General features: G+C 69.2%; 24 protein-coding genes. 4 read left to right on the top strand and 20 right to left on the bottom strand.

Translation table 11 applies throughout. From position 1 onward, the window contains the following. Positions 1–920: 920 nt before the first annotated feature. Positions 921–1544, bottom strand: a complete 624-nt coding sequence (gene gmk / locus KRR26_RS26730) for a guanylate kinase (protein ID WP_120210852.1) — start codon at positions 1542–1544, stop codon at positions 921–923. Continuing rightward, positions 1541–2419: a YicC/YloC family endoribonuclease gene (locus KRR26_RS26725; protein WP_120210851.1), complete on the bottom strand. Its 879-nt coding sequence runs from the start codon at positions 2417–2419 to the stop codon at positions 1541–1543. The genes gmk and KRR26_RS26725 overlap by 4 nt, the downstream gene beginning before the upstream one ends. Before the next feature lie 83 nt (positions 2420–2502). On the opposite strand from KRR26_RS26725, the gene KRR26_RS26720 reads away from it, so the two are divergent. Next, positions 2503–3606, top strand: a complete 1104-nt coding sequence (locus KRR26_RS26720; protein WP_217081181.1) for a glycosyltransferase family 9 protein — start codon at positions 2503–2505, stop codon at positions 3604–3606. Here KRR26_RS26720 and KRR26_RS26715 read toward each other — a convergent pair. From KRR26_RS26715 to KRR26_RS26670, 10 genes are read right to left on the bottom strand one after another with little or no spacing between them, the layout of a single operon-like run. Continuing rightward, a complete protein-coding gene (locus KRR26_RS26715; RefSeq protein ID WP_120210849.1) occupies positions 3592–3798 on the bottom strand; it encodes a Trm112 family protein in 207 nt (68 codons plus the stop codon). The genes KRR26_RS26720 and KRR26_RS26715 overlap by 15 nt on opposite strands. Before the next feature lie 3 nt (positions 3799–3801). Next, complete coding sequence (locus tag KRR26_RS26710) at positions 3802–4290, bottom strand: adenylyltransferase/cytidyltransferase family protein (protein WP_217081180.1); 489 nt, start codon at positions 4288–4290, stop codon at positions 3802–3804. Further along, entirely contained in the window at positions 4287–5300 is a 1014-nt protein-coding gene (locus tag KRR26_RS26705; RefSeq protein ID WP_120210847.1) for a bifunctional heptose 7-phosphate kinase/heptose 1-phosphate adenyltransferase, read from the bottom strand. The genes KRR26_RS26710 and KRR26_RS26705 overlap by 4 nt, the downstream gene beginning before the upstream one ends. Before the next feature lie 31 nt (positions 5301–5331). After that, positions 5332–6444 carry a tetraacyldisaccharide 4'-kinase gene (lpxK, locus tag KRR26_RS26700; RefSeq protein ID WP_233577542.1) on the bottom strand — a complete coding sequence of 371 codons (1113 nt, stop codon included), beginning with the start codon at positions 6442–6444 and terminating at the stop codon, positions 5332–5334. Continuing rightward, the gene (locus KRR26_RS26695; RefSeq protein WP_217081179.1) at positions 6437–7453 is read right to left on the bottom strand and encodes a glycosyltransferase; all 1017 of its coding nucleotides are present in this window, start codon (positions 7451–7453) and stop codon (positions 6437–6439) included. Before KRR26_RS26695 ends, lpxK begins: the two co-directional genes overlap by 8 nt. Continuing rightward, complete coding sequence (locus KRR26_RS26690) at positions 7453–8454, bottom strand: glycosyltransferase family 4 protein (protein WP_217081178.1); 1002 nt, start codon at positions 8452–8454, stop codon at positions 7453–7455. The genes KRR26_RS26695 and KRR26_RS26690 overlap by 1 nt, the downstream gene beginning before the upstream one ends. After that, the gene (locus KRR26_RS26685) at positions 8451–9731 is read right to left on the bottom strand and encodes a 3-deoxy-D-manno-octulosonic acid transferase (protein WP_217081177.1); all 1281 of its coding nucleotides are present in this window, start codon (positions 9729–9731) and stop codon (positions 8451–8453) included. The genes KRR26_RS26690 and KRR26_RS26685 overlap by 4 nt, the downstream gene beginning before the upstream one ends. A 21-nt stretch (positions 9732–9752) precedes the next feature. Then, the gene (locus KRR26_RS26680) at positions 9753–10913 is read right to left on the bottom strand and encodes a PHP domain-containing protein (RefSeq protein ID WP_217081176.1); all 1161 of its coding nucleotides are present in this window, start codon (positions 10911–10913) and stop codon (positions 9753–9755) included. After that, entirely contained in the window at positions 10910–12688 is a 1779-nt protein-coding gene (locus KRR26_RS26675) for an ABC transporter ATP-binding protein (RefSeq protein WP_120210843.1), read from the bottom strand. Before KRR26_RS26675 ends, KRR26_RS26680 begins: the two co-directional genes overlap by 4 nt. Before the next feature lie 2 nt (positions 12689–12690). Then, entirely contained in the window at positions 12691–14577 is a 1887-nt protein-coding gene (locus KRR26_RS26670) for a response regulator (RefSeq protein ID WP_120210842.1), read from the bottom strand. A gap of 64 nt (positions 14578–14641) precedes the next feature. Between KRR26_RS26670 and lpxB the strand changes: the two genes are divergently transcribed. The 3 genes from lpxB to KRR26_RS26655 are packed head-to-tail and all read left to right on the top strand — an operon-like array spanning position 14642 to position 17168. Beyond that, on the top strand, positions 14642–15796 hold the full coding sequence (lpxB, locus tag KRR26_RS26665; RefSeq protein WP_217081175.1) for a lipid-A-disaccharide synthase: 1155 nt from the start codon (positions 14642–14644) through the stop codon (positions 15794–15796). 16 nt (positions 15797–15812) lie between these two features. Then, positions 15813–16517 carry a polyprenol monophosphomannose synthase gene (locus tag KRR26_RS26660; RefSeq protein ID WP_120210840.1) on the top strand — a complete coding sequence of 235 codons (705 nt, stop codon included), beginning with the start codon at positions 15813–15815 and terminating at the stop codon, positions 16515–16517. 21 nt (positions 16518–16538) lie between these two features. Next, positions 16539–17168, top strand: a complete 630-nt coding sequence (locus KRR26_RS26655) for a MarC family protein (protein ID WP_120210839.1) — start codon at positions 16539–16541, stop codon at positions 17166–17168. A gap of 7 nt (positions 17169–17175) precedes the next feature. Here KRR26_RS26655 and KRR26_RS26650 read toward each other — a convergent pair whose 3' ends face one another. The 8 genes from KRR26_RS26650 to bamA form a co-directional block, all read right to left on the bottom strand. Next, positions 17176–17646 (bottom strand): hypothetical protein, encoded by a 471-nt coding sequence (locus KRR26_RS26650; protein WP_120210838.1) that lies wholly within the window; start codon positions 17644–17646, stop codon positions 17176–17178. A 10-nt stretch (positions 17647–17656) separates the two neighbouring features. Further along, positions 17657–18682 (bottom strand): OmpA family protein, encoded by a 1026-nt coding sequence (locus KRR26_RS26645; RefSeq protein ID WP_217081174.1) that lies wholly within the window; start codon positions 18680–18682, stop codon positions 17657–17659. A gap of 249 nt (positions 18683–18931) precedes the next feature. Continuing rightward, positions 18932–19735, bottom strand: a complete 804-nt coding sequence (locus KRR26_RS26640) for an LpxI family protein (RefSeq protein WP_217081173.1) — start codon at positions 19733–19735, stop codon at positions 18932–18934. Positions 19736–19755: 20 nt separating this feature from the next. Then, on the bottom strand, positions 19756–20532 hold the full coding sequence (lpxA, locus tag KRR26_RS26635; protein WP_120210836.1) for an acyl-ACP--UDP-N-acetylglucosamine O-acyltransferase: 777 nt from the start codon (positions 20530–20532) through the stop codon (positions 19756–19758). 32 nt (positions 20533–20564) lie between these two features. Then, positions 20565–21032 (bottom strand): 3-hydroxyacyl-ACP dehydratase FabZ, encoded by a 468-nt coding sequence (gene fabZ, locus KRR26_RS26630; RefSeq protein WP_120210857.1) that lies wholly within the window; start codon positions 21030–21032, stop codon positions 20565–20567. Then, on the bottom strand, positions 21032–22087 hold the full coding sequence (gene lpxD, locus KRR26_RS26625) for a UDP-3-O-(3-hydroxymyristoyl)glucosamine N-acyltransferase (RefSeq protein WP_120210835.1): 1056 nt from the start codon (positions 22085–22087) through the stop codon (positions 21032–21034). Before lpxD ends, fabZ begins: the two co-directional genes overlap by 1 nt. 21 nt (positions 22088–22108) lie before the next feature. After that, positions 22109–22672 (bottom strand): OmpH family outer membrane protein, encoded by a 564-nt coding sequence (locus KRR26_RS26620; protein WP_120210834.1) that lies wholly within the window; start codon positions 22670–22672, stop codon positions 22109–22111. Positions 22673–22778: 106 nt separating this feature from the next. Beyond that, positions 22779–25220, bottom strand: coding sequence for an outer membrane protein assembly factor BamA (gene bamA / locus KRR26_RS26615; RefSeq protein ID WP_236069210.1), 2442 nt, complete (start codon positions 25218–25220; stop codon positions 22779–22781). Positions 25221–25288 lie beyond the last annotated feature (68 nt).

The raw sequence follows: 25288 nt of genomic DNA, 5'->3' as shown, positions 1-25288 counted from the left end.
ACTCTCTTTCAGCGGCGCTTCCGCGCGGCCTATTCGAGGTGCCCTAAAGAATTGACTGCGGTTTCCGCAATCTTCAATCTACTTGGGCTTGCTATTTGGTTTTCAAAGACCGAGTCGCTTGTCCTGCTCCGCGACTTTGTGCTACCGTCTCTTCTCGTCAGCACTCCGACTTTTCTTCCGTCAGAGAGCCGCGCTTTCTATTTGAGGCCGCGTCCGCTGTCAACCGCTGCTTTCGCTTCCTCTTCGGCGTCCTTCGAAGCCTCCAGCGCCGCCCAGTGGCTTCCGCTGTCTTCTTCGTCGGGGGCGCGGCTTCTACCGCTTCGCCGCCTCCCGCGTCAATCTGCTTCGTTGACCGCCGTATTTCGCTGTTCAAACCTCTCCGCAGAGTTCCTTCCACGCCAGCGCGTGGGCTCTTCGTCGAGGGGAGCGGCTTGTACCACTGCCGCTTCCGATATCAACCAACCGAACGCCTGGCTTTTGATTCTCGACTCCGACCCGCGTCCTGCGCCATCTCGCATTGAGACGACTTCCCACTCCACTCCCTCACCGCCCGCTGAACTCACCTCCGGGTCGACCGTCAGGAACCTCTCCGCAATCCCCTTCGCAAAGCAACGCGAGCAGGCCTGCAGGTCCTTTGAGCCAGACAGGAATCATCCCCTGTCAGCTTTCGGTCTTATTCGACATCCTTCACAGAACATGGGCGCACAGGCGCCTCCTCGCGAGACCGAACTTGCGAGGCCACCTCTTGGCAACGTGTGGGCAACACCGGGGTGTCGCTCGCGTGCCGCCGTGAGATGAGGGGCTTATCCGCCAGAAGAACGGGCAGCGCAAGAAGTTTGCTGCCTTCTGCTCCGGGTCGTGCCCCCGCACTCGCTCCGGGTTCGGGCAGGCAGGCCCCCCTGCCCGCCACGATCCCTCCTTCAGCTGCCGAACTTCAGCCGAGACAGGTCTACGCGGCCCCGCCGGCAGCGCTCCGCCACCACCACCGACTTGAGCTCCTGATAGGCGCGCTCGAAGTCATCGTTCATGACGATGTAGTCGTAGGAAGCGATGCCTCGCTCGATCTCCGAGCGGGCCGCGAGCATGCGGCGCCGGATGGTTTCGTCCGAGTCAGTCATCCGGTCGCGCAGCCGCCGCTCGAGTTCTTCCATCGAGGGGGGCAGCACGAAGATGAGGATCGCATCCGGGTGCTTGCGCTTGATGGCCTGGCCGCCCTGGACGTCGATGTCGAAGATGGCGACCCCCTTTCGGCTCCGGGCGTCATCCACCACGGACTGCGGGCTGCCGTAGAAGTGGCCGTGGACCTCGGCCCACTCCACGAACTCGTTGCGCTCGATCTTCTGCTGGAAGGTCGCCACGTCCACGAAGCGGTAGTCCACCCCCTCCTGTTCCTTGCCTCGGGGGCGGCGCGTGGTGACGCTCGTGGAGAAGATGGCCTCCGGCTGATCCTTGAGGAGACGATGGGCCAGCGTCGTCTTCCCCGCTCCCGAGGGAGCAGAGAGGACCAGCAGCAGGCCGGGTTGCAACACCATGGGCTCGTTCATTCGACGTTCTGCACCTGTTCGCGGATGCGCTCGACCTCGGCCTTCATCGAAACCACGCGCGCGGAGATCTCCGCGTGCTGGCTCTTCGAGCCGGTCGTGTTCACCTCTCGGTGCATCTCCTGCACTAGGAAATCCATGCGGCGGCCCGCGGGCTCGCGGCTGGCCATCAGGACTCGGAACTGCTCCAGGTGGATACCCAGCCGCGTCACTTCCTCGGCGATATCGGTGCGCTCGGCGAAGAGCGTCACTTCCTGGGCGAGCCGCTGCGGATCCACCGCGATGCCGCGCGCCAGCTCCGCCACGCGCTCGCTGAGCCGGGTCTGGTAGTCCGCCACGGCCTTGGGCGCCAGCTCCGCGACCTCGCGACTCCAACCTTCGATGAGCTTCATGCGCGCGTCCAGGTCCGCCTGGATGGACTGGCCTTCCGTCTCGCGCATCGCCTCCAGGGCCCCGAGGGCCTGCTCCAGCGCGACCTGCACGGCCTGAGTGGCCGGCTCGATGGCCAGCCCCTTCTCCTCCAGACGAATGACGCCCGGCTGGTTGGCCACGTGCGCCCACGCCACTTCGGCCGTGAGGCCCAGTGCATCCGCGACCTCGCGGAAGGCTCGGGCGTACTCACGGGCCAACGCGACATCCACGGTGGGGACATTGCCCGAGACGGTGGCGGCCTGGCGCTTCACCAGCACCTCGACCGAGCCACGGGCCAAGCGGTCCTTCACCGTCTTGACCAGCACGGACTCCAGGGGCGCCAGCTCGCGTGGCAAGCGGACCTTCACTTCGCAGAACTTGTGGTTGAGCGAGCGCACTTCGACGGAGACCTCTTCGTCTCCCACACGCGCGCGACCCGCGCCAAACCCGGTCATGCTCTTGAGCATCGGGCCGGTTGCTAGGGTCTTTCGGGCCGGAGGTCAAGGCAGCGTCTTGCGTCGCTTCCAGTTCTGGTAGGGTCCGCCGCGCAATGGCGTGGCACAAGCGGCTCGAACTGTGGGCAAAGCTGGCGCTGGCGCTCGTCGGGTCCGTGCTGCTCTGGCGCCCCGGTCGTCGCCGCCCTCTTGGAACTCCTCTCCCCGTCCCGCGCAGGGTCCTGCTCGTGCGGCCCGACAATCGCGTGGGCGAGGCCCTCCTCACGACACCTCTGATGCGGACGCTCAAGACGCACGTGCATCCCGCGCCCGAGGTCCACGTCCTCGTCCACGCCAAGGTGGCTCGCGTGTTGTCCGGGCACCCGGACGCGGATGCCGTCATCCCATTCGATCGGCGTCACCTGTGGCTTGGGCCCCTGGCCCCCGGCATCCGAGCCTTGCGCCGCCAGCGCTATGACGTGGTGGTGGACTGCGCGAACTGGGACGCGCCCTCGGTCACCAGCGCATTCATCGCGCGGATGGCGGGACCTCGCGCGGTCGTCCTCGGGCCGGCGGTATGGCCTGTGTCTCTGCTGCACTCCATCTCCGTGCCTGCTCGGGCGGACACGCGGCATGAGGCCCAGCAGCGCACGCATCTCCTCACGCCGCTGACTGGCGGCGCGGTGTGCGAGGGCTTGTCCTTCCGCGAGCCGACCCTCAGCCCTCCCATTCGGGCCTACCTGGAGGCCAGCTCGGGGCGAAAGCTCGCGGTCATCAATCCGGGGGGGCGCCTGGGCAATCGCCGCATTCCTCCCGAGGCCTTCGCCGCCGCTGCGCGTGCACTCCTCGAGCAGGGGCGGACACCTGTTGTCACCTGGGGCCCCGGAGAGGAAGCGCTGGCGCGAGGGGTCGTCGAGGCGGCACCCGGAGCGCAGCTCGCGCCGCCGACCTCCATCGATGAACTGGCTGCGCTCATGCGCTCGGCGGGAGCGACGGTGTGCAACAACACCGGTCCGATGCACCTCTCGGTGGCCGTTGGCGCGCCCACACTGGCGTTCTTCCTGCGCATCGACATGGAGCGCTGGGGCCATGCCCAGGCTCCGCATCGCATGGTGGACCTCACGGGGCTCGTCGATGGTGCGGGCGGCGTCGGGCTCGAAGCTCGCGCCGCGGACGAGGCCCGCAGCTTCGCTTCGGCGCTGGAGTCACGCTCCTCCTGAGCCGAGTCCCGATGAGCGGGGCCAGGGACTCTCGCGCTCGGGGACCATCTGCGGGATGCCGTCCTCGATGGGCCAGGCTCGCTGGCAGACGGGGCAATGCACCTGCGGACCTGCCTCGCTGTCGTGGACTTTCAGGGCGCCCTTGCATCGCGGACACCCGAGCACCTCTGTCAGGAGCGGCGACAGGGGCATGGCCTACTTCGACGCCTCGCGACCCAGGCGGCGCGCGAGGTCGGTGGTGCTGTGGTCCTTCGGATCCCCCGAGACAGCGGTCCGACCACCGTAGGCCCGCACTTCGTCTCCCTCGGGGATGGAGTCCGGCGTGTAGTCCGTCCCCTTCACGTGGAGGTCTGGCTGCAGGGCCCGGATGATGTGGCGCACGTTGGATTCATCGAACAGGAGGACACGGTCCGTGCACGCCAGCGCCGCGACCAGTTCTGCTCGCTCCAACTCCGGGATGTACGGGCGTCCCGGCCCCTTGTAGGCACGCGTCGAGGCGTCCGAGTTCACCGCCACCACGAGCACATCCGCGAGCGCCTTCGCTCCTTCCAGGTAGCGAACGTGCCCCACGTGGAGCAGGTCGAACACGCCGTTGGCCAGCGCGACGGTGCGCCCCTGCGCTCGCCACTGGGCACGCTCGCGTGCGAGCGACTCCAGGGACCGCAGCTTGTCCAACGTGCTCATCGCGTGCCCCGCAGCTCGCCCAGCAGTTCGTCCCGCGACACGGTGGCGGTGCCCGGCTTCTGCACCACGAGCGCGCCCGCGATGTTCGCGAGCCGAGCCGCTTCGCCGAACGTGGCTCCGGCAGCGAGGGCCAGGGAGAAGCTGGCGATGACCGTGTCTCCCGCGCCGGTGACATCCACCGCCGCCTTCGCCCCATATACGGGGATCAGATCCACGCCTCCGTCGGCGTCGAACAGCGCCATGCCATGCCGACCGCGCGTCACCAACAGGGCCTGGCAATCGAGGTTCTTGCGGGCGGCGTGCCCTGCCTCCAGCAAGTCCGCTTCCGAGCGAACTCGGTGCCCGGACAGGTGCTCCAGCTCGGGCTCGTTGGGCTTGCACACCGTCAGGCCGGTGAACGAGGACAGCGAATAACGGCTGTCTACGCAGACCGGCATCCCGTCCGCCGCGAGCTTGCGCAACGTCTCTCGGACCTCGTCGCCCACGACTCCCGCGCCGTAGTCCGAGACCACCACCGCATCCGCGTCACGCGCCGCGGCCTCGACCTGCTTCGCGATCGCCTTGCGGATGCGCGGCGACAGCGGACCTTGTTGGCCGCGGTCGACGCGGAGCATCTGCTGGCGTGTCGTGCTCACTCCGCCCGCGAGGATGCGCGTCTTGGTCTCGGTCTGAATGTCCTTGCCGCTCACCGCATGCAGCCGAATGCCCGCCTCGTCACAGAGCTTGCGCAACGAGCGGCCCATCGCGTCCGCGCCCAGCACGCCCACCGCGGTCACCTGTCCTCCGAGCGCTCGGACGTTGGCCGCGACGTTGGCGCCACCGCCCAACTTCACCTCCGACGACTCGTAGCGGACGATGAGGACCGGCGCCTCACGACTCACGCGGTCTGTCTGGCCGTAGAGATAGTGGTCGGCAACCAGGTCACCGATGAGCAGCACCCGACGCCGAGCGAACGCGGCGGGCAGGCGGGTAGGCGAAGGCAATGGACGTACGGGCGAGACTGCGGCCATGGGCGCGGTTTGTCCCACAGCCCCCCGCCCCTCACAAGTCGCTCGGACGCGGCGCCAGCCCGAGTGCCCGACGCAGGTGCGACTCGCCCTCCAGGAGTTCGACGCCCAGCCGTATCACCCAAGCCGAGTAGCCCGACGGGAGCCGCATCGCGTCCTTCTCCGTGGTGACGACCTCGGCGCCGAGTTGGCGGGCCCTTGCGTGGATCGCGCGCAGCTCGGACTCGGTGTAGGCGTGATGGTCCGGGAAGAGCGCTGCGTCGCGGAGGTCGGCTCCGAGAGACGCGAGCATTCGCAGGAAGCCTCCCGGCCGGGCCAGACCCGCCAGCGCGAGCACCGGCCGCCCTTGAAGCCATGAAAGCGGGCGCGTCACACCGTCCGGTGCAACCACCTCCGTAGGAAGGTAGCGCGTCACGACCCGGGGCAGCCCTTGGGTCCTCCGCGGCGAGGGGGAGGCCCCGTCCGGCGCGGCGCGGACCCAGAGGAGCGTGGCGCGGCGCAGGGCCGAGGCGGGCTCTCGGAGTGGGCCTCGTGGCAAGAGGTGGCCGTTGCCCAGCCCCACGCTCGCATCCATGACGACGACGTCTTCGTCTCGGGCGAGTCGACGGTGCTGGAAGCCGTCATCGAGCAGCACCGTGTCGAGTCCGAACTCGTCCCTGGCCCGGCGCGCTCCGGCCACGCGATCCGCGCCCACGAAGAGGCGGACCTGCGGACAGCGGGTCGCGAGCATCAGGGGTTCATCCCCCGCGTCTTGCACCGAGGGCAGCGGGACCGCCCCCGTGAAGGTCCGCGGCTCGGTGGACGCGCGACCGTAGCCTCGCGTGAGGATGCCCACCTTGCGCCCCTCTCGGACGAGCAGCTCCGCGAGGTAGAGCACCGCCGGTGTCTTGCCGGTTCCTCCTACGTTGAGGTTGCCCACGGAGATGACTCGAAGCCCCTCCACTCGCTCGGGGCGCATGAGCCCCGTTTCGTAGAGCGCGCCTCGGAGGCGAACGGCCAGACCATAGGGCCAGGACAGCAAGGTCAACGGCGAGAGCTGCAAGCGCCGGGTCCAGGACTCAGGCTTCGGCGGATAGAAGAGGCGCTCGAGCGCTGTGGATGAGGCATCGGCCGTTCCGAGCCGCATCGGGAGCTCGGAATCAGCCATGGCCGTAGAGGTCCAGGATGGTGCGGGCGATCTCCGCGTTCGTCGGGTGCGCGACCTCCGCGCGTTGGCCAGACAGGGAGGCGGAGACCACGGCCTCGACCGTGGGTGAGGCCACTCTCGCGTCCGCCAGGTCCGGCAACGCACCTTCTTCGACGGCGATGACTCGAACTCCGCTCGCTCGCGCCTGCGCCGCGGCGCGTCCGCTCCAATCGTTTCCGAGCCCGAGGATCCACACCTCGTCCAGCGCACGCAACCAACGGGCGAAGTCCTCTGCGCGTTGGTAGCCCGCGAATGTCACCGCACTCGCGAGCCCAAGCGTCGTGACCTGTCGCCGCGTGTCTTCCAACAAGGCGCCGTCACCGATGAGGACCAGGTGCGCCTCGGGGCGCTGCTCGCGCAGCTTCGCGAAGGCCTCCACGCCCAGCGCATGCCTGCGCGACGGCTGGAACGTGGAGATCATTCCGACGAGCGGAGCCCCGGCAACTCCCAGCGCATGTCGCAGCGTGGGCCTATCGGTCGCGGGCTCGAAGTGTGAATCCACCAGGGCCGGGAGCACCTGCCCCAGGCGTCCCAGGGCCTTGAGCTTGGGCAGCAGGGAGCGCGCCGGCACCGTATAGGCGTCCGCCCGGGGCAGCGAGGCACGCAGGGAACGCAGGGCATGGATGGACCGAACCAGCACGGCCCCTCGTGGACGTCCCCAGCGGGCCAGCAGGTGATCATGGCTGAAGTGCGAATGGACGACATCCACCGAGCGACGACTCAGCGCCCTCCCGTCGCGCCACATCCCCCAGGGCGGCGACTTCACCGACAACTCCAGGCCCCCTTCGTCCAACAGGCCGAGTTCGCGCAGTCGCGGAACCGCGGGCTCCTCGGCGGGGATGTCGACTCGCCGGCGATCCACCGCCACCGTCACCTCGTGCCCCAGGTCTCGCTGAGCGAGGGCGAGCAGCGCCACGTTCTCCGCGGGGCCGCTCCAGAATGGACTCGCGAGCAGATGGAGGATGCGCATCAGGGCTCCACCAACGACCGGTACAGCGCCGTCAACGCCTTGGCCTCGTGCTCGACGCCGCAGCGCGAGCGTGCCTCTTCGGAGGCATTGCGACCCACGGCTCGGGCTCTCTCAGGCTCGCGCAGGAGTTCGGTGAGCAGTTCGCGCAGGCCCTTCACGTCTCCGGGCTCGAAGAAGAAACCGGTTCGCCCGTGCTCGATCAGCGTGTCCAGGTACGGCAGCTTCGAGGCCACCACGCAGCACCCCGAGGCCATGGCCTCCACGTGGACCAGGGAATAGCCCTCGGCGTAGGACGGGTGCACCAGGATGGTCAGCCCTCGATACCAGGGCTCGATGACCGCCTGCTCTCCCGCGAGCGTCACCCGGTCCTCGATGCCAGCCCGGAGCTTGTTCACCCAGTCCAGGTCTGGTCCCTTCGCCAGCCCGACCAGGACAGCTTGCCAGTCCGGGTTCGCTGGCAACACGGGCCGCATGGCCTCGATGAAGTCGCCCTGCCCCTTCTCCGCGCGAATGCGGCCGATGACTCCGATGCCGTAGCGGCCCCCTTGCCCCAGGCTTCGCCACGCGTCGTCGCGATTCTCGGGGGGATGGAAGCGCGACAGGTCGATGCCATGCGACACGATGGACGAGGGGAGCCGGAACACCTCGGAGATCTGCTGCGTGAGCGCCACCCGAGCGTCCGCGCAACGCGCCAACCAGCGAGTGAAGCCGGTGGGCGCGATCGACGTGTGGCGCGTGAAGACGAGGCGCACATGGCGCCCCAACAGGCGCAACAGCATGCCCGCCATCAGCTCGTTGTTGCGGTGGGCATGCCACACGATGGGCTCACGTCGCGACCGGCGCAGCAGTTCGCCCCAGGTGATTCGTGGGAGCGACTCGCTCAGGCCCGAGCCGATGACGCGCGTCTCGTCGACCCGTTCGAGCGCTGGCACCACGGACTCCACGTGCCGCGTCACGCCCGTGTAGCGCGAGTGGAAGTGGGGATGAACGATGAGCGTCATCGGCGCGCGACCCCCGCGGTCGAGAAGAGCGAGGCCATCGCCTCGGCGTTGCGTTCGCTGGCTCCGGAGATGCCTCGCACCGTGGCCTCGGCCTGAGCGCCGAGGTGCTGACACTGCCGTGGAGCCTCAAGCAGTCGAGCCAGCTCCGTGTAGAGCGCGTCGGCGTCCTGGACCTGGACTCCGCCGTGGCCGTTCAGCACCGCGACGCTGTCTCGGAAGTTGTCCATGTGCGGACCGAACAACACGGGCCGGCCCTGCCCCGCCGGTTCGAGGATGTTCTGCCCGCCGCGCTTCGTGAAGGAGCCCCCGACGAACACCACCGTCGCCAGTCGGTACGCTCGCGACAACTCGCCCATGGTGTCCAACACCACCACCGATGCGCGCTCGGGGTTCCCCTTCGAGCGAAGGCCCGCGCGCAGGCCCTGCGCCTCGGCCAGTGCGACGATTCGCTCGGCGCGATTCACATAGCGCGGTGCAATCACCAGCCGCAGCGTCGGGTGCGCGGGGCGCAAGCGCAGATAGACAGCGAGCAGTTGCTCCTCCTCGCCCTCGTGCGTGCTGCCCGCCATCCACACGGGCTCATTCGTGGACAGCCCCAGTGCGTCGCGCAATGCCGCGTCCTCGCCGGCCGGCCCCGCGGTGAGCGAATCGAACTTCGTGTTCCCCGTGACGTGTACCCGGTCGGCCGGGGCTCCGAGCATCCGTGCCCGCTCCGATTCCTCGTCCTGGCGCATCAACATCAGGTCCAGGTCTTCGAGCGGATTGCCGATGAGGCCGAACAGCCGGCGATACCGCCCCACGTTCGCGGGCGAGAAGCGGCCATTCGTCATCACCACCCTCGCGCCCCCGCGCTTCGCGGCGCGAATGAGGTTGGGCCAGACCTCGGTGTACTCGAGCACCAGCACCCGCGGGCGGAGGGCTCGGACCGCCCTGCGCGTCGCGCCCCACAAGTCATAGGGCGCGTACACCACGCCATCGATTTGCGATGACAGGCGCTCCTTCGCCATCGCATAGCCACTGTCCGTCATCGTCGACAGGACGATGCGGCAGCCCGGGAAGCGGGCCCGCAGTGGACCGAACATGGGCGAGAGGGCCAGCAGATCTCCCGCGCTCGCGCCATGCAGCCACAGCAGCGGGCCCGTGCCCTCGGGCACGACTCCCGGCGCGTAGAAGCCAAGCCGCTGCAACAGGCCATGCCGCGTCTTCCGGTGCAGCGAGAGCACCGGAAACAGCAGGCCGAACAGCACATAGGTCGTGAGAACGTACAGGAGGCGCATGGGCCGACGCCTCGCCGTCTATCAGATGCCCGGGCCGCGCGGCAGCACGCGGACAGGGCTCGGGACGATCCAGGGGCGCCACTCCGAACCGAAGAAACGCCCGGGTGCGCGCACCCACACTTCCACCTGCGCCACTCCTGGCCCCGTCAGCTCCACGGACGTCGCATCGCGAAGGCGGCCCTCTCCCCAGACGCGCACCTCCACCGTGTCGGGATGGCGCTTGGGCAGGCGCACGGTGAGGACGTCCCCCACCCTCGCCTCGCGCCCGGCTGAAGCGAGGCCCTCCAGGGCGAAGCCCTCGGGTTCACCCAGTGCCCGAAAGGAGCAGACCGCGCTCCCGCTCGTGAGCGCGGACACCACCCGTTCGGCGGCCTCACTCGCGTTCTGGGGGAGCGGGCGCGGCACCACCTCTGGCGGCAGCACCATGGCCATCGCACGGAAGACGGATTCGTAGGTCGGCAGTCCGTGCGCGTCGTGTGCGCACAGCGCCACGCGGGGCTTCTCGTGGGACAGTTCCAAGAAGCGCACCATGGGCTCGGGCTCCGGCGCGACCATCAACATCACCCCGTGGACTGGATGGGTGAGCGATGCGCCCACGGCGGGCAGCAACCGCGAGATGGGGTTGCGCAGGGCCTGACGAAGGAACGTGTCCGCCGAATACAACTCAAAGCCCGGGACTCGCCGCGCGGTGTCGTCGTCTCGCCACGGGTTGCGACGTTGTACCGGATGCGCGAGGACGCCGGTTCCTCCCGCCGCCTCCACCGCGGACACCGCCGCGTCGGGAGGCATCCACGCTCGCACTCCCTCCAACGGCCGCTGCATCCCCAGCGCCGCGAGGTGTCCCGCCGTCGTGGAGAGCTCCACGCCCGGAATCATCAGGACACCGTCGATCCACTCGGGGACCCTCGGGGCGAAGTCGTTGTGATCCGTCAGCACCACGAAGTCCAGGCCCGCGGCCTTCGCCGCCCGCGCCACCTCATCGGGCGTGCCGCGCCCATCCGAGCGCGTCGTGTGCACGTGATAGGCGCCTCGGATCCACGCGGACGGGCGCGTGGGTTCATCCAGGGCCGGGTAGTCCACGAAGCTGGCCGCGAACGCGAAGAAGCCCGCGAACCCCAGCAGCACCAGCACGAGGCCCGCCAGCGCCCGAAGCGTTCGGCCGGCCAGCACCGAGGACTTCACGCCGCGCCCCGCTCGCCCGTGGTCTGCAAGGCCCACAGCGAGGCGTAACGTCCGCCCGTGCGCAGCAACTCCGCGTGGGAGCCGCTCTCCACAATGCGGCCCGCGTCCACGACGTGGATGACATCCGCGTTCGTGATCGTGGACAGACGGTGCGCGATGACCAGCGCCGTGCGCCCCGGGAGGACCTCGGCCAGCGCGGCCTGCACGTCGCGCTCGCTCTCGGGGTCCAAGCTGCTCGTCGCCTCGTCCAGCACCAGGATGGGTGCTCGTGACAGGACCGCGCGCGCGATGCAGAGGCGCTGCCGCTGACCACCGCTGAGAATCACCCCACGCTCACCGATGCGCGTGTCGTAGCCTTCGGGCAGGGCGCGGATGAAGCCGTCCGCGCTGGCCACTCGGGCCGCGGCCTCGACTTCTTCTCGCGTGGCCTCGGGGCGCGCCTGTCGCAGGTTCTCCACCACCGTGCCGTGGAACAACAGTGGCTCTTGCGTCACCAGGGCGAGCTGCGCGCGCACGCTCGCGGCTGTGTAGCGATCCGCGTCCACGCCATCCAGGAGCACGCGCCCTCGAGACGGCCGCTCGAAGCGCAAGAGCAGCGAGGTCACCGTGCTCTTGCCACCGCCACTCGCGCCCACCAGCGCCGCCACCTGCCCCACCTTCAAGTCGAGCGTCAGCCCATCCAGGGCCCGGCGCTCCCCATACGAGAAGGCCACGTCCTCCAGGCGCAGCGACGTCGTCACCGCGGGCGCGGGCCTGGCGTCCGGCGCGTCCTCCACCGGGTGACGCAGGTCGAGCACCGCGAACAGCCGCTCTCCCGCCGCGCCTGCCTGCACCGCGAACTGCGTCACGCGGCCCAGGTCCTTCACCGGCTGGTAGACCATCACCACCGCGGTCAGCAGTGACAAGAGCGCCTCGGGCTCCATCGCCCGCGTCGCCGCCGCGTAGCCCAACGCCGCCGCCAGGGCCGCCGCCGCGAGCACCTCCATCACACCGGGGACGCCCCCCCGCGCCCAGGCCGCGCCGACCACGGCGTCCTCGTGGGCCTTCGCGTAGGACTCGAAGCGCGCCAGCTCCGCCTTCTGGCCGTTGAAGGCCTGGATGGTGCGCAGGCCACCCAATCCCTCATGGAGCTGCGCGGCGATCTGCCCGAGCTGCGCCTGTCCCTCACGCGTGCCTCGCAGCACCTTGCGCGTCAGTCGCGACGCGGGCAGCGCCGCCAGCGGAATCACGCACAGCATCAGTCCGCCGAGCAGCGGGCTCATGGACAGCGCGACGCCCGCCAGCACCAGCACCTGGAGCGAGTCACGCAGATACGAGCCCACCGAGTACATCGCCGCCATCTCCACGGCCGTCACGTCCGAGGAGAACCGGCTGAGCAGGTCGCCCATCCGCTCGCGCGAGAGCTGCGAGGGAGACAGCGCGGTGAGCCGCAGGAAGAGGTCTCGGCGCAGGTCCTTCACCACGCCCTGCGCGAACAAGCCCATGAAGTAGAACTGGCCCAGGTAGCCCACGCCCTTCACCACGCCCACGCCCAGCACCAGGACCGGGAAGCCCCACAGCGCGGCCTCGCGTGGCAGGTCCGCCAGCCACGGCACGCGGTGCGCGCCAGCGAAGCCCTCTTCCCCCCCGGACAACAGGAAGCGCAGGGCCGGGCCCATCAGGTACGCGTATGCGCCCGTGGCGAGCCCCAGCACCGCCATGCACGCGAACGCCGTCACCAGGACGCCCACGTGCGGACGGGCATACCGAAGCAGACGCCACAAAGCCCGATGCATGGCTACTTCCCCACCTTCTGCAACGCGGCCTTCGCCAGCGTGGAGTACGGATTCAGCTCCAGCACCTTGAGCAGCTTCTTGCGCGCCAGGGGCGCATCCCCCAGGTCCATCTCGATGATGGCCGCGATGATCTGCGCCCGCTCCAGGTACGGATCCAACGTGAGCGCCTTCTTGAGCGACTTCTGCGCGCCGCGCGCCCGTTGCACCAGCGGCCCCGGCGAGCCCTGGTACGTGGCCCACGAGAGGTACGAGTAGTACTCCGGCTCGCCCGGGTTGAACGCAACCGCTTCCTCGAAGGCCTGCATGGCCGCGCGGAAGTCGCGCTTCTTCAGCGAGGCCTCGCCCCGCCGCAGGGCAATCTCCGCGTCCACGTTGATGGTCGTAGCGCGCCCCACCACGTCCTGCCGGCTGAAGAGATACTGGAGGTAGGCCTTGCGCTTCTCCTCCACGCTGAGGACTCGGTACGCCGCGGACAGCTTCTCCTGCACCGAGTCCAGCAGGTCCTTCAGGTCCGACAGGTCGAACTCGGCGTGGGTGTCCGGATGAAAGCGCATCGCGGTCTCGTGGTACGCGCGCTCCACCGCCTCCGCGTCCGCCGCGATGTCCAGGCCCAGGCACCCGAAGTAGCTCCGGGTGATGATGCGCACCGCCTCCTCGCGCAGCGCCGCGGCCGTCTCCCCAGGCATCGTCTTGCGCTTGCGCGGCGCGATGACGTCCGGAGCCGCCGCCGCGCTCAGGGCATCCGAGCCCGTGGCCACCGGCGTGGGCGAGAACGTCACGCCGCCCGTCAGCTTGAGGAACCAGAGGAGCGTGTACGACGCGCGCAGCTCCCCGCGGCCGTGCGCCAGCAGGTCGCGCAGCATGATGCGCCCGTTGATCTGCAGGGCGATCTTCAGATCCTCCGTGTCCAGCGCCATGGCCTGGAGGTCCCGGCTGAAGTCCGCCGAGCGCACGGCATACTCGGTCAGGTTCGCGCGCAGCGACGCGGCCATCACCTTCAGCGGGAACATGCGCCGTCCGCCCTGGAGCACGGGCGCGAGCGCCGGGGCCTCCACGGTGGCGACCTCGGAGGCGAACTCGTCTCCCGCGTAGAACGCGTACCGGCCCTCGCGCATGCTCAAGACGCGGCCGAGCATCTCCCGCGTGTAGTCCCGCAACAACTGCAGCAGGTCCTCGCCCGCCGCCTCCACGCCCGCGTCCGCCAGCGCCGCGCCGATGCGCAGCCCCGAGGACAGCGCCTCTACCACGCGCGACTCCTGCGCCTCGGTGAGCACGCCGCGCCCGCGCAAGAAGCGCGGCAACGAGTCCTGGCGGGAGGTGGAGTCGAAGCTCACCGCGCCGCCACGCAGGAAGAACACGCGCCGGGACAGGTCGCGGTGCGCGGCCACGAGCACGCCATCGCGGCGCAGCCGGTAGAGCCCATGCAACTGGGCGGGCAAGGGATAGCCGCGCAGCTCTCCGGCAATCACCGCGGGGCGAGACAGCGTCGCCAGGATGCCCGTCAGCGGGACGGCCTGCGCGGCGCGAACCAGCGGCTCCAGGCGAGGCACCAGCTCACCGGGCTTGAGCGGATCCGGAATGTACGCGTTGACCTTCAGGTCCAGCACCGAGGCCACGCCACGCGCGCGCCCCAGGTGCCCCTTGTCGATGGCGACGATGGGCACGCGCCCGCCCTGGCTGTGCGAGCGGATGAGGTGCACCACGTGCTGGCCCTCCACGCGGGGCAAGTCCACCGACAGCACGACGATGTCGGGATTGTCCGCCGAGAAGTGCTCCAGCGCCGTGATGGCGTCGTTCACCGGACGCACGGTGTATCCCGCCTGGGACAGCAGTCCGGTCAGGTGCTCCAGCGTGGGAGGATGGCTCTCGGCGAGCAGGAGCGTCTTCACAGGGGAGTCGCAGTCTACAACCTCCACCCGGTCTCGCATCAGGTACGATGCGTGCCCTGCCCTCATGACGTCTTCCGCCCCCCGCATCCTCGTCGTGGCCGGCGAGGCCTCCGGCGACGCCCACGCCTCCGAGCTGGTCGCCGCCCTTCAAGCCCTCCGACCTGACCTCACCTTCTTTGGAATGGGGGGCACGCGCCTGGCCGCCCGAGGGGTGGAGCTCCTCTTCGACGCTCGGGAGGTGTCCGTCATGGGCATCACCGAGGTCCTCCCGCGCATCCCCCGCATCCTGCGGGTGCTCCATGGGCTGGCCGCCGCCGCCGCCGAGCGCCGCCCGGTCTGCGCCATCCTGGTGGACATCCCGGACTTCAACCTGCGCCTGGCCAAGAAGCTCAAGGCGATGGGAATCCCCGTCGCCTACTACGTCTCGCCGATGATCTGGGCGTGGCGCCGTGGGCGGGTGCGCACCATCAAGCGGCTCGTGGACCGGATGCTGTGCATCCTGCCCTTCGAGGAGGCGTTCTACCGGGACGCCGGCGTGGACGCGCGCTACGTGGGCAGCCCCGTGGTGGAGCAGGTGCCCGCGCCCCAGAGCGCCGCCGCGTTCCGAGCGCAGCTGGGGCTCAAGCCGGACGCGCCCACGCTCGCGCTGCTGCCCGGCAGCCGCATGAGCGAGATTCGGCGCATCCTGCCCACCCTGGTAGGCGCCGCGCGCCAGCTCCAGGCCGAGCGGCCCGGGCTCCAGGTGGTGGTGCCCGTGGCGCCCACCATCGCCCGCGAGGAGGTCGTGTCACGATTCGATGGCAGCGGGGTCACCCCCATCCTGGTGGACGGCCACGCGCCCGAGGTGGTGGGCGCCAGCGACGCGGCCGTGGTCGCTTCTGGGACGGCCGTACTGGAGGCGGGGCTCATGCAGCGCCCGCTGGTCGTCGTGTATCGCGTGTCACGCATCACCTACTGGGTGGGCCGGCTGCTGCTCCAGGTCGCGTTCGTGTCCCTGGTGAACCTGCTGGCGGGCCGGCGCGTGGTGCCCGAGCTGCTCCAGGGCGAGATGACCCCCGAGCGCATCGCGGAAGAGGTGCGGCAGGTCTGGCTGCCCGGCGCCCCCCGAGAGGCGATGGTCCAGGGACTGGCGGAGGTCCGCGAGCGGCTGGGCGAGGTGGGCGCGGCCCAGCGGGCGGCCGAGGCCGTGCTGGAGCTGCTGCCCCCGCGCCGCGTTTAGGGTATGTCGCCCCGACATGAACCGCGCGCTGGTCTGCATCCCCACCTACAACGAGCGCGAGAACATCGAGCCCATCACCCAAGCGGTGCTGAAGGCCGACTCTCGCGTGGACATCCTCATCGTCGATGACAACTCGCCCGACGGGACGGGGCAGATCGCCGACGCGCTCGCCGCGAAGGAGCCGCGCATCCGCGTGTTCCATCGCGAGAAGAAGGAGGGACTGGGACGCGCCTACCTCGCGGCCTTCCGCTGGGCCCTGGCCGAGCCCTACACGTACATCCTGGAGATGGACGCGGACTTCAGCCATGACCCGCGCTTCCTGCCCCTGCTGCTGGACGCGGCCGAGGGCGGCGCGGACCTCGTGCTCGGCTCGCGGTACGTGACGGGCGGCGGCACGGTGAACTGGGGCGTGGGCCGGCAGGTCATCAGCCAGGGAGGCTCGCTCTATGCGCGCACCATCCTGGGCGTGGACGTGCGAGACCTGACGGGCGGGTTCAAGTGCTTCCACCGGCGCGTGCTGGAGGCGATGGACCTGGACGCGGTGCACAGCACGGGATACGCGTTCCAAATCGAACTGACGTATCGCACTTTGCGCAAGGGCTTCACCGTGCGCGAGGTCCCCATCGTGTTCGAGGACCGACGTGTGGGTCACTCGAAGATGAACAAGAAGATTTTCCTCGAGGCGCTCGGCATGGTGTGGAAGCTGCGCTTCACCGTGTAGCCCCGAACCGGCCGTTCCGTCATGTCCAGCTCCCTGTCGCTCTTCCTCGTCTCCCTGTCCGCCGTCTTCTTCGTGGTGGACCCCATTGGCGTCGTCCCGCTCTTCCTGGCGATGACGGCGGGGGACTCGCGCGACAAGATTCGCCGCACCGCCCTGCGCGCCTGCCTGGTGGCGTGCGGGCTGATGCTGTTCTTCGCCCTCTTCGGCAGCATCATCTTCAAGGTGTTCGGCGTGTCGCTGGGCGCCTTCCGCGTGGCGGGCGGCATCCTGCTCCTGATGACGGCGCTGGACATGCTCCGCGCGCGGCCTGCCGCCACGCGCACCAGCCCGACGGAAGAGCAGGAAGGCGCCGTGAAGGAGGACATCGCCATCGTCCCCCTGGCCATCCCGCTCCTGGCGGGCCCGGGAGCCATCGCCACCGCGATGGTGCTGATGGCGCGAGGGGGCTCGTCGCTGCGCACGATGATTCCCGTGCTGGCCGCCATCGTGCTGACGTTCGTGTCCTGCTACTTCATCCTGGGCGCCTCCAGCCTGGTGCAGCGCGTGCTGCGCCAGTCGGGCGTCGCCATCCTGGAGCGCGTGTCCGGCCTCATCCTGGCCGCCATCGCCGTGCAGTTCATCGCGGATGGCGCCAAGGACCTGATGCGCTAGCCGCGCCTCAATTCACCGACACCCACGAGGCGCCCCTGCGCTTGAGCGTCCCCTGCGGCTTGCCCGCCTCCGCGGTGAGCTGCTCAGGGCTGGCGCGGCGCGCGTCGTAGGCATAGCCGCCCTGCACTTCCTGCAGATACACCACCACCGCGTCGACGACGTTCTCCTGCACCACCCGGAACGTGGGGTCACCGCACTGGGGCTCACCCTGGAAGAAGCGCTCCAGCATGGACTGGTCCGGGTGGCGCACATAGACGACGACGGGCACCTGGCCCGCGCGTCCCTCGGAGACAATCTGCTGCGCGGCGAGCGACGGCGAGGGCTGGTGCATCACCGTCTGCACCAGTTCGCACTTGTGGGCCTCCACATCCCGACGCGGAGCGAACGGCAGCGTGCGCGCACAGCCGCTGACGGCCAGGAGCGCCAACGGGAGCGTGCCCAGCATCTTCCGGAAGGGACGGGAGCCTGTCGTTCGCATGCGTTTCACCTCACAGTGGGTGCCACCGGGGGGTGAAGGGCGCGTCCTTCAGCGACGGCTCCTCCACCGCGATGATGTACTCGGCGCGACGGTTGCGGGCCTCCGCCGTCTCGTCGGGGGTGCGCACGGCCAGCGACTGCTCGCCGAACCCCTCGTAGAACACGGGCACCCGCAGGCCCCGCTGTCGGAACGCCGCCGCCAGGCTGCGCGCCCGCCGCAAGGACAGCGCGCGGTTGTCGTCCGCGCCCCCCACGGTGTCGGTGTGCCCCACGACGTAGAGCCGCAGCGCCGCGAAGCGCCCGTACTTCACGAGCGCGTCCCGGATGAGGCCGTAGGTGGTGTCGAGCTTCGCGCGCTCCGCCGCGGGAACGTCCGCGCGGTTGGACGCAAAGCCCACCTCCTCGTGGGGGATGTCCACCTGCCACGGGAACACATCCACCCCGGTGTAGAAGTCCGCGGTGTCGAAGGCCTTGAGGGCCACCTTCATCACCCGGCCCTCCGCCGCCGGCCAGGTCACCTCCAGCGGCGTGCCCGCGGCGGCGCCGTGGAAGTCCACCTCGCCCTCGAATGCCTTCTTGCCGGTGTCCATCAGCACCACCACCTCGGTCTTCCCCGCCGAGCGCGACAGCGTGAAGCGCAACCGCCGCGCGGCCACGTCCACGTCCTCCTTGCGCACGTCCAGGCGCAGCGGGCCGAAGAGCTCCGTGTCGAAGGACAAGGGCAGCGTGGCGGGCTCCGCGTCGGAGAAGCGCACCGTCAGCGCCCCCTCGTAGTGAAAGCGTCCGTCCGGCTGCGGGAGGGGGATGCGGCGCGTCACGCCCGGCGTCCCGCCGCCCTTCACCTCCACCGCCTGGCCGTCGCCACGCTTGAGCGTCACTTGGAATCCCTCGATGGGTTCGAGGATGTGCACGAGCAGCGTCGGTGTCCCCTCCCCCTTCGCGGCGCGAGCCTCCAGGGAGACCCGAATGGCGTCGGCGAACGCGGGGACGGGAACGCACAGCAGGACAAGGCAGCGGAGCAGAAGACGGGCATTCATGCGCGGCGGCACCGGGGTGTCGCGGGCAGGGTGGCGGTGCAACCCCAGCCCGGCAGGAGCGATTCCCGACAGGCTAGGCCGAAGCCTCGGGGCGCGGAACGCTCCGCGCGCACGACGGTGAGCGGCCCGACATCCATGCGCGGGGAATGCTGGCGACAGCGCGTCGCAGCACTGGGGTCACACTGACGGAGCCGCGCGGTAGGAGCCCAACCACGGGGGCGGCCGGGGAACCGAGCCGCCCGTGGGCCGTCAGCGCACGCCCACCAACGTGATGCCGCGCGCCTGGGCGCCGGCGAACAGGGCGGGCGCGTCCAGGAGCACCGTGCGCCCTACCTCCAGGGCCAGCACCGTGGCGCCGACCTCCTCCATGACCTCCAGCGTGCGAGGCCCCACCGCGGGCAGGTCGAAGCGCAGGTCCTGCTGGGGCTTGCAGCGCTTCACCACCACGGCGCCCTTGCCACCCAGCTTCGCGCCGCGGCGGATGGTCTCGTCCGTCCCCTCCACCGCCTCCAGCGCGAGCACATGGCCGTTGCGCACCACCACCGTCTGGCCCACGTCCGCCTGCCCGAGCAACACCGCCACCTCGCGCCCCAGCGCCACGTCCGTCTCCTGCGCGGGGTGCAGGCGCGGGCCGGCGAGGTGTCCCTCGGGACACAGCACCTCGCCCAGGTAGTCCGTGGGCGCGATGATGGTGATGCCGCGTGACTCGAAGTCCGCCGCCACCGCGCGCAAGAGGGCGTCATCCCGGAAGCTGCGCAGCCGAGAGATGATCCGCACCGCGCCCAGGTCGGGCCGCGCGTCGGACAGGGCACGAACGCGGCCAATGCCGCCCGCCATGGCGGCCTGCTTCACGCCCGCGCCCAGGAAGGCCTTCTGGATGCGATCCACCTGCCCCACCCGAACCCAGGTGAGCTGGTCGACCTCGGCCGCCAGCGCCGGGTCCGTCTCTCCCCGGTGCGCCACGGCCACCACTTCCTGCCCGCGCGCACGGGCCGCCCGCGCGAAGAGGAAGGGGAGCTGGCCGTTGCCCGCGATGAGCCCGATTCGCTCCACCACCCCTCCCATGCGCGCCGCTAGCGCGTGAGCCCGCGCTTGCTCTGCGCGACGAACTCGATGAGGTGGTCCACTTCCGGGTGCCCCGAGAGCTCCGCGCGAAGCTGGGCCAGTGCCTCCTGCAGCCCCTGCTTGGAGCGGAACAGGATGCGGTAGGCCTCCTTGACGCGAGCGAGCTGCTCCTCGGTGAAGCCCGCGCGCTCCAGGCCCACGGTGTTCAGCCCCACCAGCGTCGCGCGGTCGCCCTGCACCGTGCAGTACGGGGGCACGTCCATGGTCACCATGGAGCCACCGGAGATGAAGGAGTGGCGCCCGAGCCGCGTGAACTGGTGCACCGCCACCAGCCCGGAGATCTTCACCGAGTCGCCCACCGTCACGTGCCCGGCGAGCGCCGAGCCGTTGGCCAAGAGGCACTCGTCGCCCACCACGCAGTCATGCGCCACGTGGCTGTTGGCCAGGAAGAGGTTGCGGTGTCCGATGCGCGTGACACCGCCGCCGCCCGCCGTGCCGAGGTTGAGCGTGACGAACTCGCGAATCTGGTTGTCGTCTCCGAGGATGAGCTCGGTGTCCTCGCCCGCGTACTTGAGGTCCTGCGGCGCCGCGCCCACGGAGGCGAACTGGAAGATGTGGTTGCGCTCACCCAGGGTCGTGCGCCCCTCGATGACAACGTGAGGCCCTACGCGCGAGCCCGCGCCAATGGTCACCTGGGGCCCGATGACACTGAAAGGCCCCACTACCACCGACTCGTGCAGCCGGGCGTCGGGGTGAACCACCGCGGAGGGGTGAACCTGAGCCATGACGTCTCCTCTTGCTCGCGTGCCGACGACGCTCAGGACGCCTCGGCCCCGGAGGCCTTCGCGTCGGGATCCTTTTCCACCACCGTGGCGAGGAACTCACCCTCGGCCACCTTCGCGCCGTCCACGTGGGCCGTGCCCCGCGTCTTCCAGACAGCGCCCTTGTGGCGCACCACTTCAATGACGAGCTCCAGCCGGTCCCCGGGCACCACGGGCTTGCGGAACCGCGCGCCGTCGATGCCCATCAGGTAGGTCACCTGACGGGTGGGGTCCATGCCCTCGCTCTTGTACGCGAGGATGGCCGTGGCCTGGGCCATGGCCTCCAGGATGAGCACGCCCGGCATCACCGGGTGGCCCGGGAAGTGGCCGTTGAAGAAGGGCTCGTTGATGGTGACGTTCTTGTAGGCCGTCAGCTTCTGACCCGGCTCGAACGCGACCACCCGGTCCACCAAGAGGAACGGGTAGCGGTGCGGCAGCAGGCTCTGGATCTCTCCAATGTCCATCATCCGCCCTTCTCCTTCTCGAGCATCTCCACCCTGCGGCGCAGGGCGCGTACTTCCTTGAGCACGTCCGCCAGCTGTCCCACCGCGGCGCTGGCGCGCAGCCACTCGCGGTGCGGCACGGCGGGACTGCCGCTGACCACCTGTCCGTCTTCCACGTCATGGGCCACACCGGACTGGGCGCCCACCTTCGCGAGGTCGCCCACCCGGATGTGTCCCACCACGCCCACCTGCCCCGCGAGCACCACGCCCGTCCCCACTTCCGCGGAACCGGACACGCCCGCCTGCGCACAGATGAGCGACAGCGGGCCCACGCGCACGTTGTGAGCGATCTGCACCAGGTTGTCGAGCTTCGTCCCACGCCCGATGACCGTTTCGCCCACCGTCGCGCGATCGATGCATGTGCAAGCACCGACCTCGACATCGTCCTCGATGCGGACGATGCCCACCTGGGGAATCTTGAAGTGCTCCGGCCCCGCATCCCCCTCGGGGTTGAAGGCGAAGCCAAAACCATCCGCGCCCACCACGCACGAGGCGTGGAGGATGACACGCGAGCCGACCACGCACTGCTCACGCACCGTGACGTTGGGGTACAGGACACAGTCCTCCCCCACCTGGGCGTGCGCTCCGACATACGCCCCGGAATACAACACCGAGCGGGCGCCGATTCGTGCACCCGACTCCACCACCGCGCCCGGCATCACCGTGGCCTCGGGGTGGACGCTCGCCTCGGGATGGACGTGCGCGCCCGCGCGCACCCCCGCGGCGGGACGCGCCACGGGGTGGAACAGCCGGAGCAGGCGCGCGTAGGCCAGGTGCGGGTTGGACACCCGAACCAGGGACACGCCCTCGCGCGTGGGGGCATCCGAGCCCACCAGCACCGCCGAGGCCCGGGTGGACTCGAACTGCCGGCGGTAGCGCGGGTTTCCGTAGAAGGACACCTCGCCAGGGCCGGCTTCCTCGAGCCCGTTGAGGCCATGGATGAGCACAGCAGGGTCGCCGAGGAGCTCTCCTCCCACGTGGGCGGCGAGCTCCCCGAGCGAGCGCGAAGCGGGCATGGGCTGCACGCGCGAGACCGCCTACTTCTTCACCGGGGCATCCTTCGCCGCCGGCGCCGTCTTCTTGGCGGAGGTGTTGTAGCTGCGGATCACCTCGTTGGAGATGTCGTACTGGGACAGGGCGAACACGATGCCCGAGTCACGCTTGTCCAGCACGAAGCTCAGCCCGTCGCGCTCGGCGATGGTCGCGATGATCTGGTCGATGCGGTTGACGATGGGCTCCATGGCCTGGCGCTCCTTGTTGGCGGCCTCAGCCCGGCTGCGCTCGTACTTCTGCGCCAGCTCCATGACCTTCTTCTGGAGCTCGGTGGCCTTCTGGACCTTGGTCTCCTCGGACATGGCGCTGGCCTGCTTGTCGAGGACGTCCTTCTCCTTGCGCAGCGCCTCCTGCTCGCGGTCGATCTCCTTCTGGCGATCATCCAGCCACTTCTGGAGGCTGGCCTTGGCGGCCTTGCCATCGTCCACCTCGAGCAGCACGCGCTGCAGGTCGACGTAGGCCAACTTCAGGTCAGCGGCCGAAGCGGCGGCCGGCAGGGCAAGAGACAGGACAGCGGCGAAGGCCGCCAGAAGGCTTCGAAGCGACATGTTCAACGACTCCTCGGGGAAGGTGTACAGGCTCCGACGGGTGGTTCCCGGACGTGTTCAATCCACGTCCGGGCGGGCTGGCCGGAACGCCAGGGCACAAGGCCTATCAGAAGAAGTTACCGATGGTGAACTCGAACAGGATGGGTTCGTCCTCAGGCCGCTTGGTGAGCGGGATGCCCCACTCGAAGCGCAGCGGGCCGATGGGCGAGAACCACCGGAAGCCGAAGCCCACCGAGTGGAACAAGCCAAGCGGGAGCTTGTCCTGTTTGTCCTGGAAGAAGTTCTCGTGGATGCCGAACGCGTTGCCCGCGTCGTAGAACACCACGCCGCGCAGGCCGGCCTTCTCGAAGATGGGGAACTCCAGCTCGAAGTTGAAGATGAGCTGCTTGTTGCCGCCCACTCGGAACTCGGTGACGTTGGCGTCCGGGTTGTCCGCGCGAGGCACCAACTGCGTGGGGCTGATGCTGCGCAGGAAGTAGCCGCGAACCGAGTTGATGCCACCCACGTAGTAGAGCTCGCTGATGGGCAGCGGCTTGTTGGCGTTGAGCTGCTGGATGTAGCCCAGCGTGGCGTTCGTCTTGAAGACGAGGCCCAGCGGCAGCGGGAAGTACAGGCGCGAGTACGCGGTGTACCGGTTGAACAGGAAGCTGCCGCCCAGGAAGTCCGGGGCGAACTCCACCGCGCCGTAGTGGATGAATCCGCGCGACGGGAACAGGCGGTTGTCGCGGCGATCGAACGAGAGCGACAGGCGCGCCGCGCTCGTCACGCCGGATTGGAACTGGTTGGCCAGCAGCACCGCGCCGATGTTCTGGCCCGCCTCCACCGTCACCCACTCCCGCGTGTAGCCGATGGTGCCGAGCAGGTCGTCGATGAACTGGTAGCCGATGGAGACCGTGCCACCCGTCGAGTTGCGGATGAAGCCCTCGTAGTCCGCCTGGATGCGGAACGCCTCCACGGACAGGAGGTAGTTCGTGTCCAGGAAGTACGGGTCGTAGAACGACAGCTGCACCAGCGAGCGCAGACCGGAGATCTGCGCCGACGCGGACACGCTCTGGCCCCAGCCCAGGAAGTTGTTCTGGGACACCTGCGCCGTGAAGATGAAGTTCTCCACGTTGGAGAAGCCCAGGCCGATCTGGAACGTACCGGTCGCCTTCTCCTTCACCTCCACCTGGAGGACGATGGTGTTGTCCGCGCTGCCCGGGTGCTGGGTGATCTCCACCGTCTCGAAGAAGCCGAGGGCGGTGACGCGCTCGCGGCTGCGACGCACGCCGCTGCCGTTGTACAGCTCGCCTTCGTAGACGCGCAGCTCGCGGCGGATGACCTTGTCGCGCGTCTTGGAGTTGCCCACCAGGTCGATGCGCTCGATGGTGACCTGCGGCCCCTTCTGAACATCGAAGGTGAGGTCCACCGTGCGGTTGTCCGCGTTCACCGAGGTGACCGGGTTGATGTTCGCGTAGGCGTAGCCGCGGTCGTAATAGACGTCCGAAATGGACTGGATGTCCGTGGAGAGCTGCGATCGGTTGAAGCGCTCGTCCGAGTGCGACGTCATCAGCCGCGACAGCTGCTCCTTGGAGACCTCCAGGTCACCGGAGAAGTCGATCTTCCCGATGTCGTAGGCGTCACCCTCCACCACGTGGATGGTGATGTAGATGTAGCGCTTGTCCGCGGACAGCTGGATGGTGGGCTTGTCGATGCGGACGTTGATGAAGCCGCGGTCGTAGTAGGCCACCTGCATGACCGCCAGGTCGCGCTGGAAGGCCTCCTCGCGGTACGTGCCCTCGCCGGTCACGAAGGAGAAGTAGCCGCCCTCCTTGGTGATCATCGTCTCCTTGAGCACCGCGGGAGGCACCTTCTCCGCGCCCACGAAGGTGATCTGCTTGACCATCACCTTCGAGTGCTCGTCGACGAGGAACACCACGTTGACCGCGGCGCCGTTGTCCACGGGCTCCAAGCGGTGGCGGACCTCGGCCAGGAAGTAGCCCTTCTCGACGTACTTCTCCTGGATCTTCTTCTGGGTCGCGCGAACCGCTTCCAGGTCCAGGATGGTGTTGGCCTTGACCTCGATCTGCTCCTTCAGGTCCTCCTGGCTCAGCTCCTCGTTCCCCTGGAGCTGGACGGCCTTGATGATGGGCCGCTCGGCCACGCGCACCACGTACGCGATGCCCCGGGGGAGCCGCTGCACCAACAGCTGCACGTCGGTGAAGTAGCCCAGCGCCCAGACCGCCCGCAGGTCATCCTGGGTGAGCTGCGGATTGAACGTTTCACCGACACGCGTGCGCAGCGCGCGGCGGACCGCCTCGGACTCGACGCGCCGGTTCCCCTCGACGCGCACCTCGAAGACGCGGTCAGGATGGGACTCGTCATCGGGGCCAGGGGCCTCGGCGACGGGGGCATCGGATGCGGCCCCGGGAGTTGCGGGCGCGACGGAGGACGGGGACGGAGCGGGCGTACCCGCGTCCACCTGGGCGCGGACGAGCGCGGGCGCCAGCGTCCACCAGGTGGCCGCCAGGAGCGGGAGCAGTGACTTGCGCAGAACGGGGAGCCTCAAGTGCAGTCCGGCCAGAGAAAGGCGGGGCAATGTACGGGATGGGGGGAGCGCCCCTCAATCCAAAAGCG

This window comes from Citreicoccus inhibens, assembly GCF_019039035.1.
Taxonomy (GTDB): Bacteria; Myxococcota; Myxococcia; order Myxococcales; family Myxococcaceae; genus Citreicoccus; species Citreicoccus inhibens.
This window is presented reverse-complemented; position numbering and strand designations above follow the sequence as displayed.

What these genes read in the sequence shown, in the direction of transcription:
- KRR26_RS26690 (WP_217081178.1), bottom strand. Translation starts at nt 8,454, where the DNA reads ATGACGCTCATCGTTCATCCCCACTTCCACTCGCGCTACACGGGCGTG.
- KRR26_RS26715 (WP_120210849.1), bottom strand. Translation starts at nt 3,798, where the DNA reads ATGCCCCTGTCGCCGCTCCTGACAGAGGTGCTCGGGTGTCCGCGATGC.
- gmk (WP_120210852.1), bottom strand. Translation starts at nt 1,544, where the DNA reads ATGAACGAGCCCATGGTGTTGCAACCCGGCCTGCTGCTGGTCCTCTCT.
- KRR26_RS26660 (WP_120210840.1), top strand. Translation starts at nt 15,813, where the DNA reads ATGAACCGCGCGCTGGTCTGCATCCCCACCTACAACGAGCGCGAGAAC.
- KRR26_RS26710 (WP_217081180.1), bottom strand. Translation starts at nt 4,290, where the DNA reads ATGAGCACGTTGGACAAGCTGCGGTCCCTGGAGTCGCTCGCACGCGAG.
- KRR26_RS26685 (WP_217081177.1), bottom strand. Translation starts at nt 9,731, where the DNA reads ATGCGCCTCCTGTACGTTCTCACGACCTATGTGCTGTTCGGCCTGCTG.
- lpxA (WP_120210836.1), bottom strand. Translation starts at nt 20,532, where the DNA reads ATGGCTCAGGTTCACCCCTCCGCGGTGGTTCACCCCGACGCCCGGCTG.
- KRR26_RS26620 (WP_120210834.1), bottom strand. Translation starts at nt 22,672, where the DNA reads ATGTCGCTTCGAAGCCTTCTGGCGGCCTTCGCCGCTGTCCTGTCTCTT.
- KRR26_RS26650 (WP_120210838.1), bottom strand. Translation starts at nt 17,646, where the DNA reads ATGCGAACGACAGGCTCCCGTCCCTTCCGGAAGATGCTGGGCACGCTC.
- lpxD (WP_120210835.1), bottom strand. Translation starts at nt 22,087, where the DNA reads ATGCCCGCTTCGCGCTCGCTCGGGGAGCTCGCCGCCCACGTGGGAGGA.
- KRR26_RS26725 (WP_120210851.1), bottom strand. Translation starts at nt 2,419, where the DNA reads ATGCTCAAGAGCATGACCGGGTTTGGCGCGGGTCGCGCGCGTGTGGGA.
- lpxK (WP_233577542.1), bottom strand. Translation starts at nt 6,444, where the DNA reads ATGGCTGATTCCGAGCTCCCGATGCGGCTCGGAACGGCCGATGCCTCA.
- KRR26_RS26720 (WP_217081181.1), top strand. Translation starts at nt 2,503, where the DNA reads ATGGCGTGGCACAAGCGGCTCGAACTGTGGGCAAAGCTGGCGCTGGCG.
- KRR26_RS26695 (WP_217081179.1), bottom strand. Translation starts at nt 7,453, where the DNA reads ATGCGCATCCTCCATCTGCTCGCGAGTCCATTCTGGAGCGGCCCCGCG.
- KRR26_RS26645 (WP_217081174.1), bottom strand. Translation starts at nt 18,682, where the DNA reads ATGAATGCCCGTCTTCTGCTCCGCTGCCTTGTCCTGCTGTGCGTTCCC.
- fabZ (WP_120210857.1), bottom strand. Translation starts at nt 21,032, where the DNA reads ATGGACATTGGAGAGATCCAGAGCCTGCTGCCGCACCGCTACCCGTTC.
- lpxB (WP_217081175.1), top strand. Translation starts at nt 14,642, where the DNA reads ATGACGTCTTCCGCCCCCCGCATCCTCGTCGTGGCCGGCGAGGCCTCC.
- KRR26_RS26675 (WP_120210843.1), bottom strand. Translation starts at nt 12,688, where the DNA reads ATGCATCGGGCTTTGTGGCGTCTGCTTCGGTATGCCCGTCCGCACGTG.
- KRR26_RS26655 (WP_120210839.1), top strand. Translation starts at nt 16,539, where the DNA reads ATGTCCAGCTCCCTGTCGCTCTTCCTCGTCTCCCTGTCCGCCGTCTTC.
- KRR26_RS26705 (WP_120210847.1), bottom strand. Translation starts at nt 5,300, where the DNA reads ATGGCCGCAGTCTCGCCCGTACGTCCATTGCCTTCGCCTACCCGCCTG.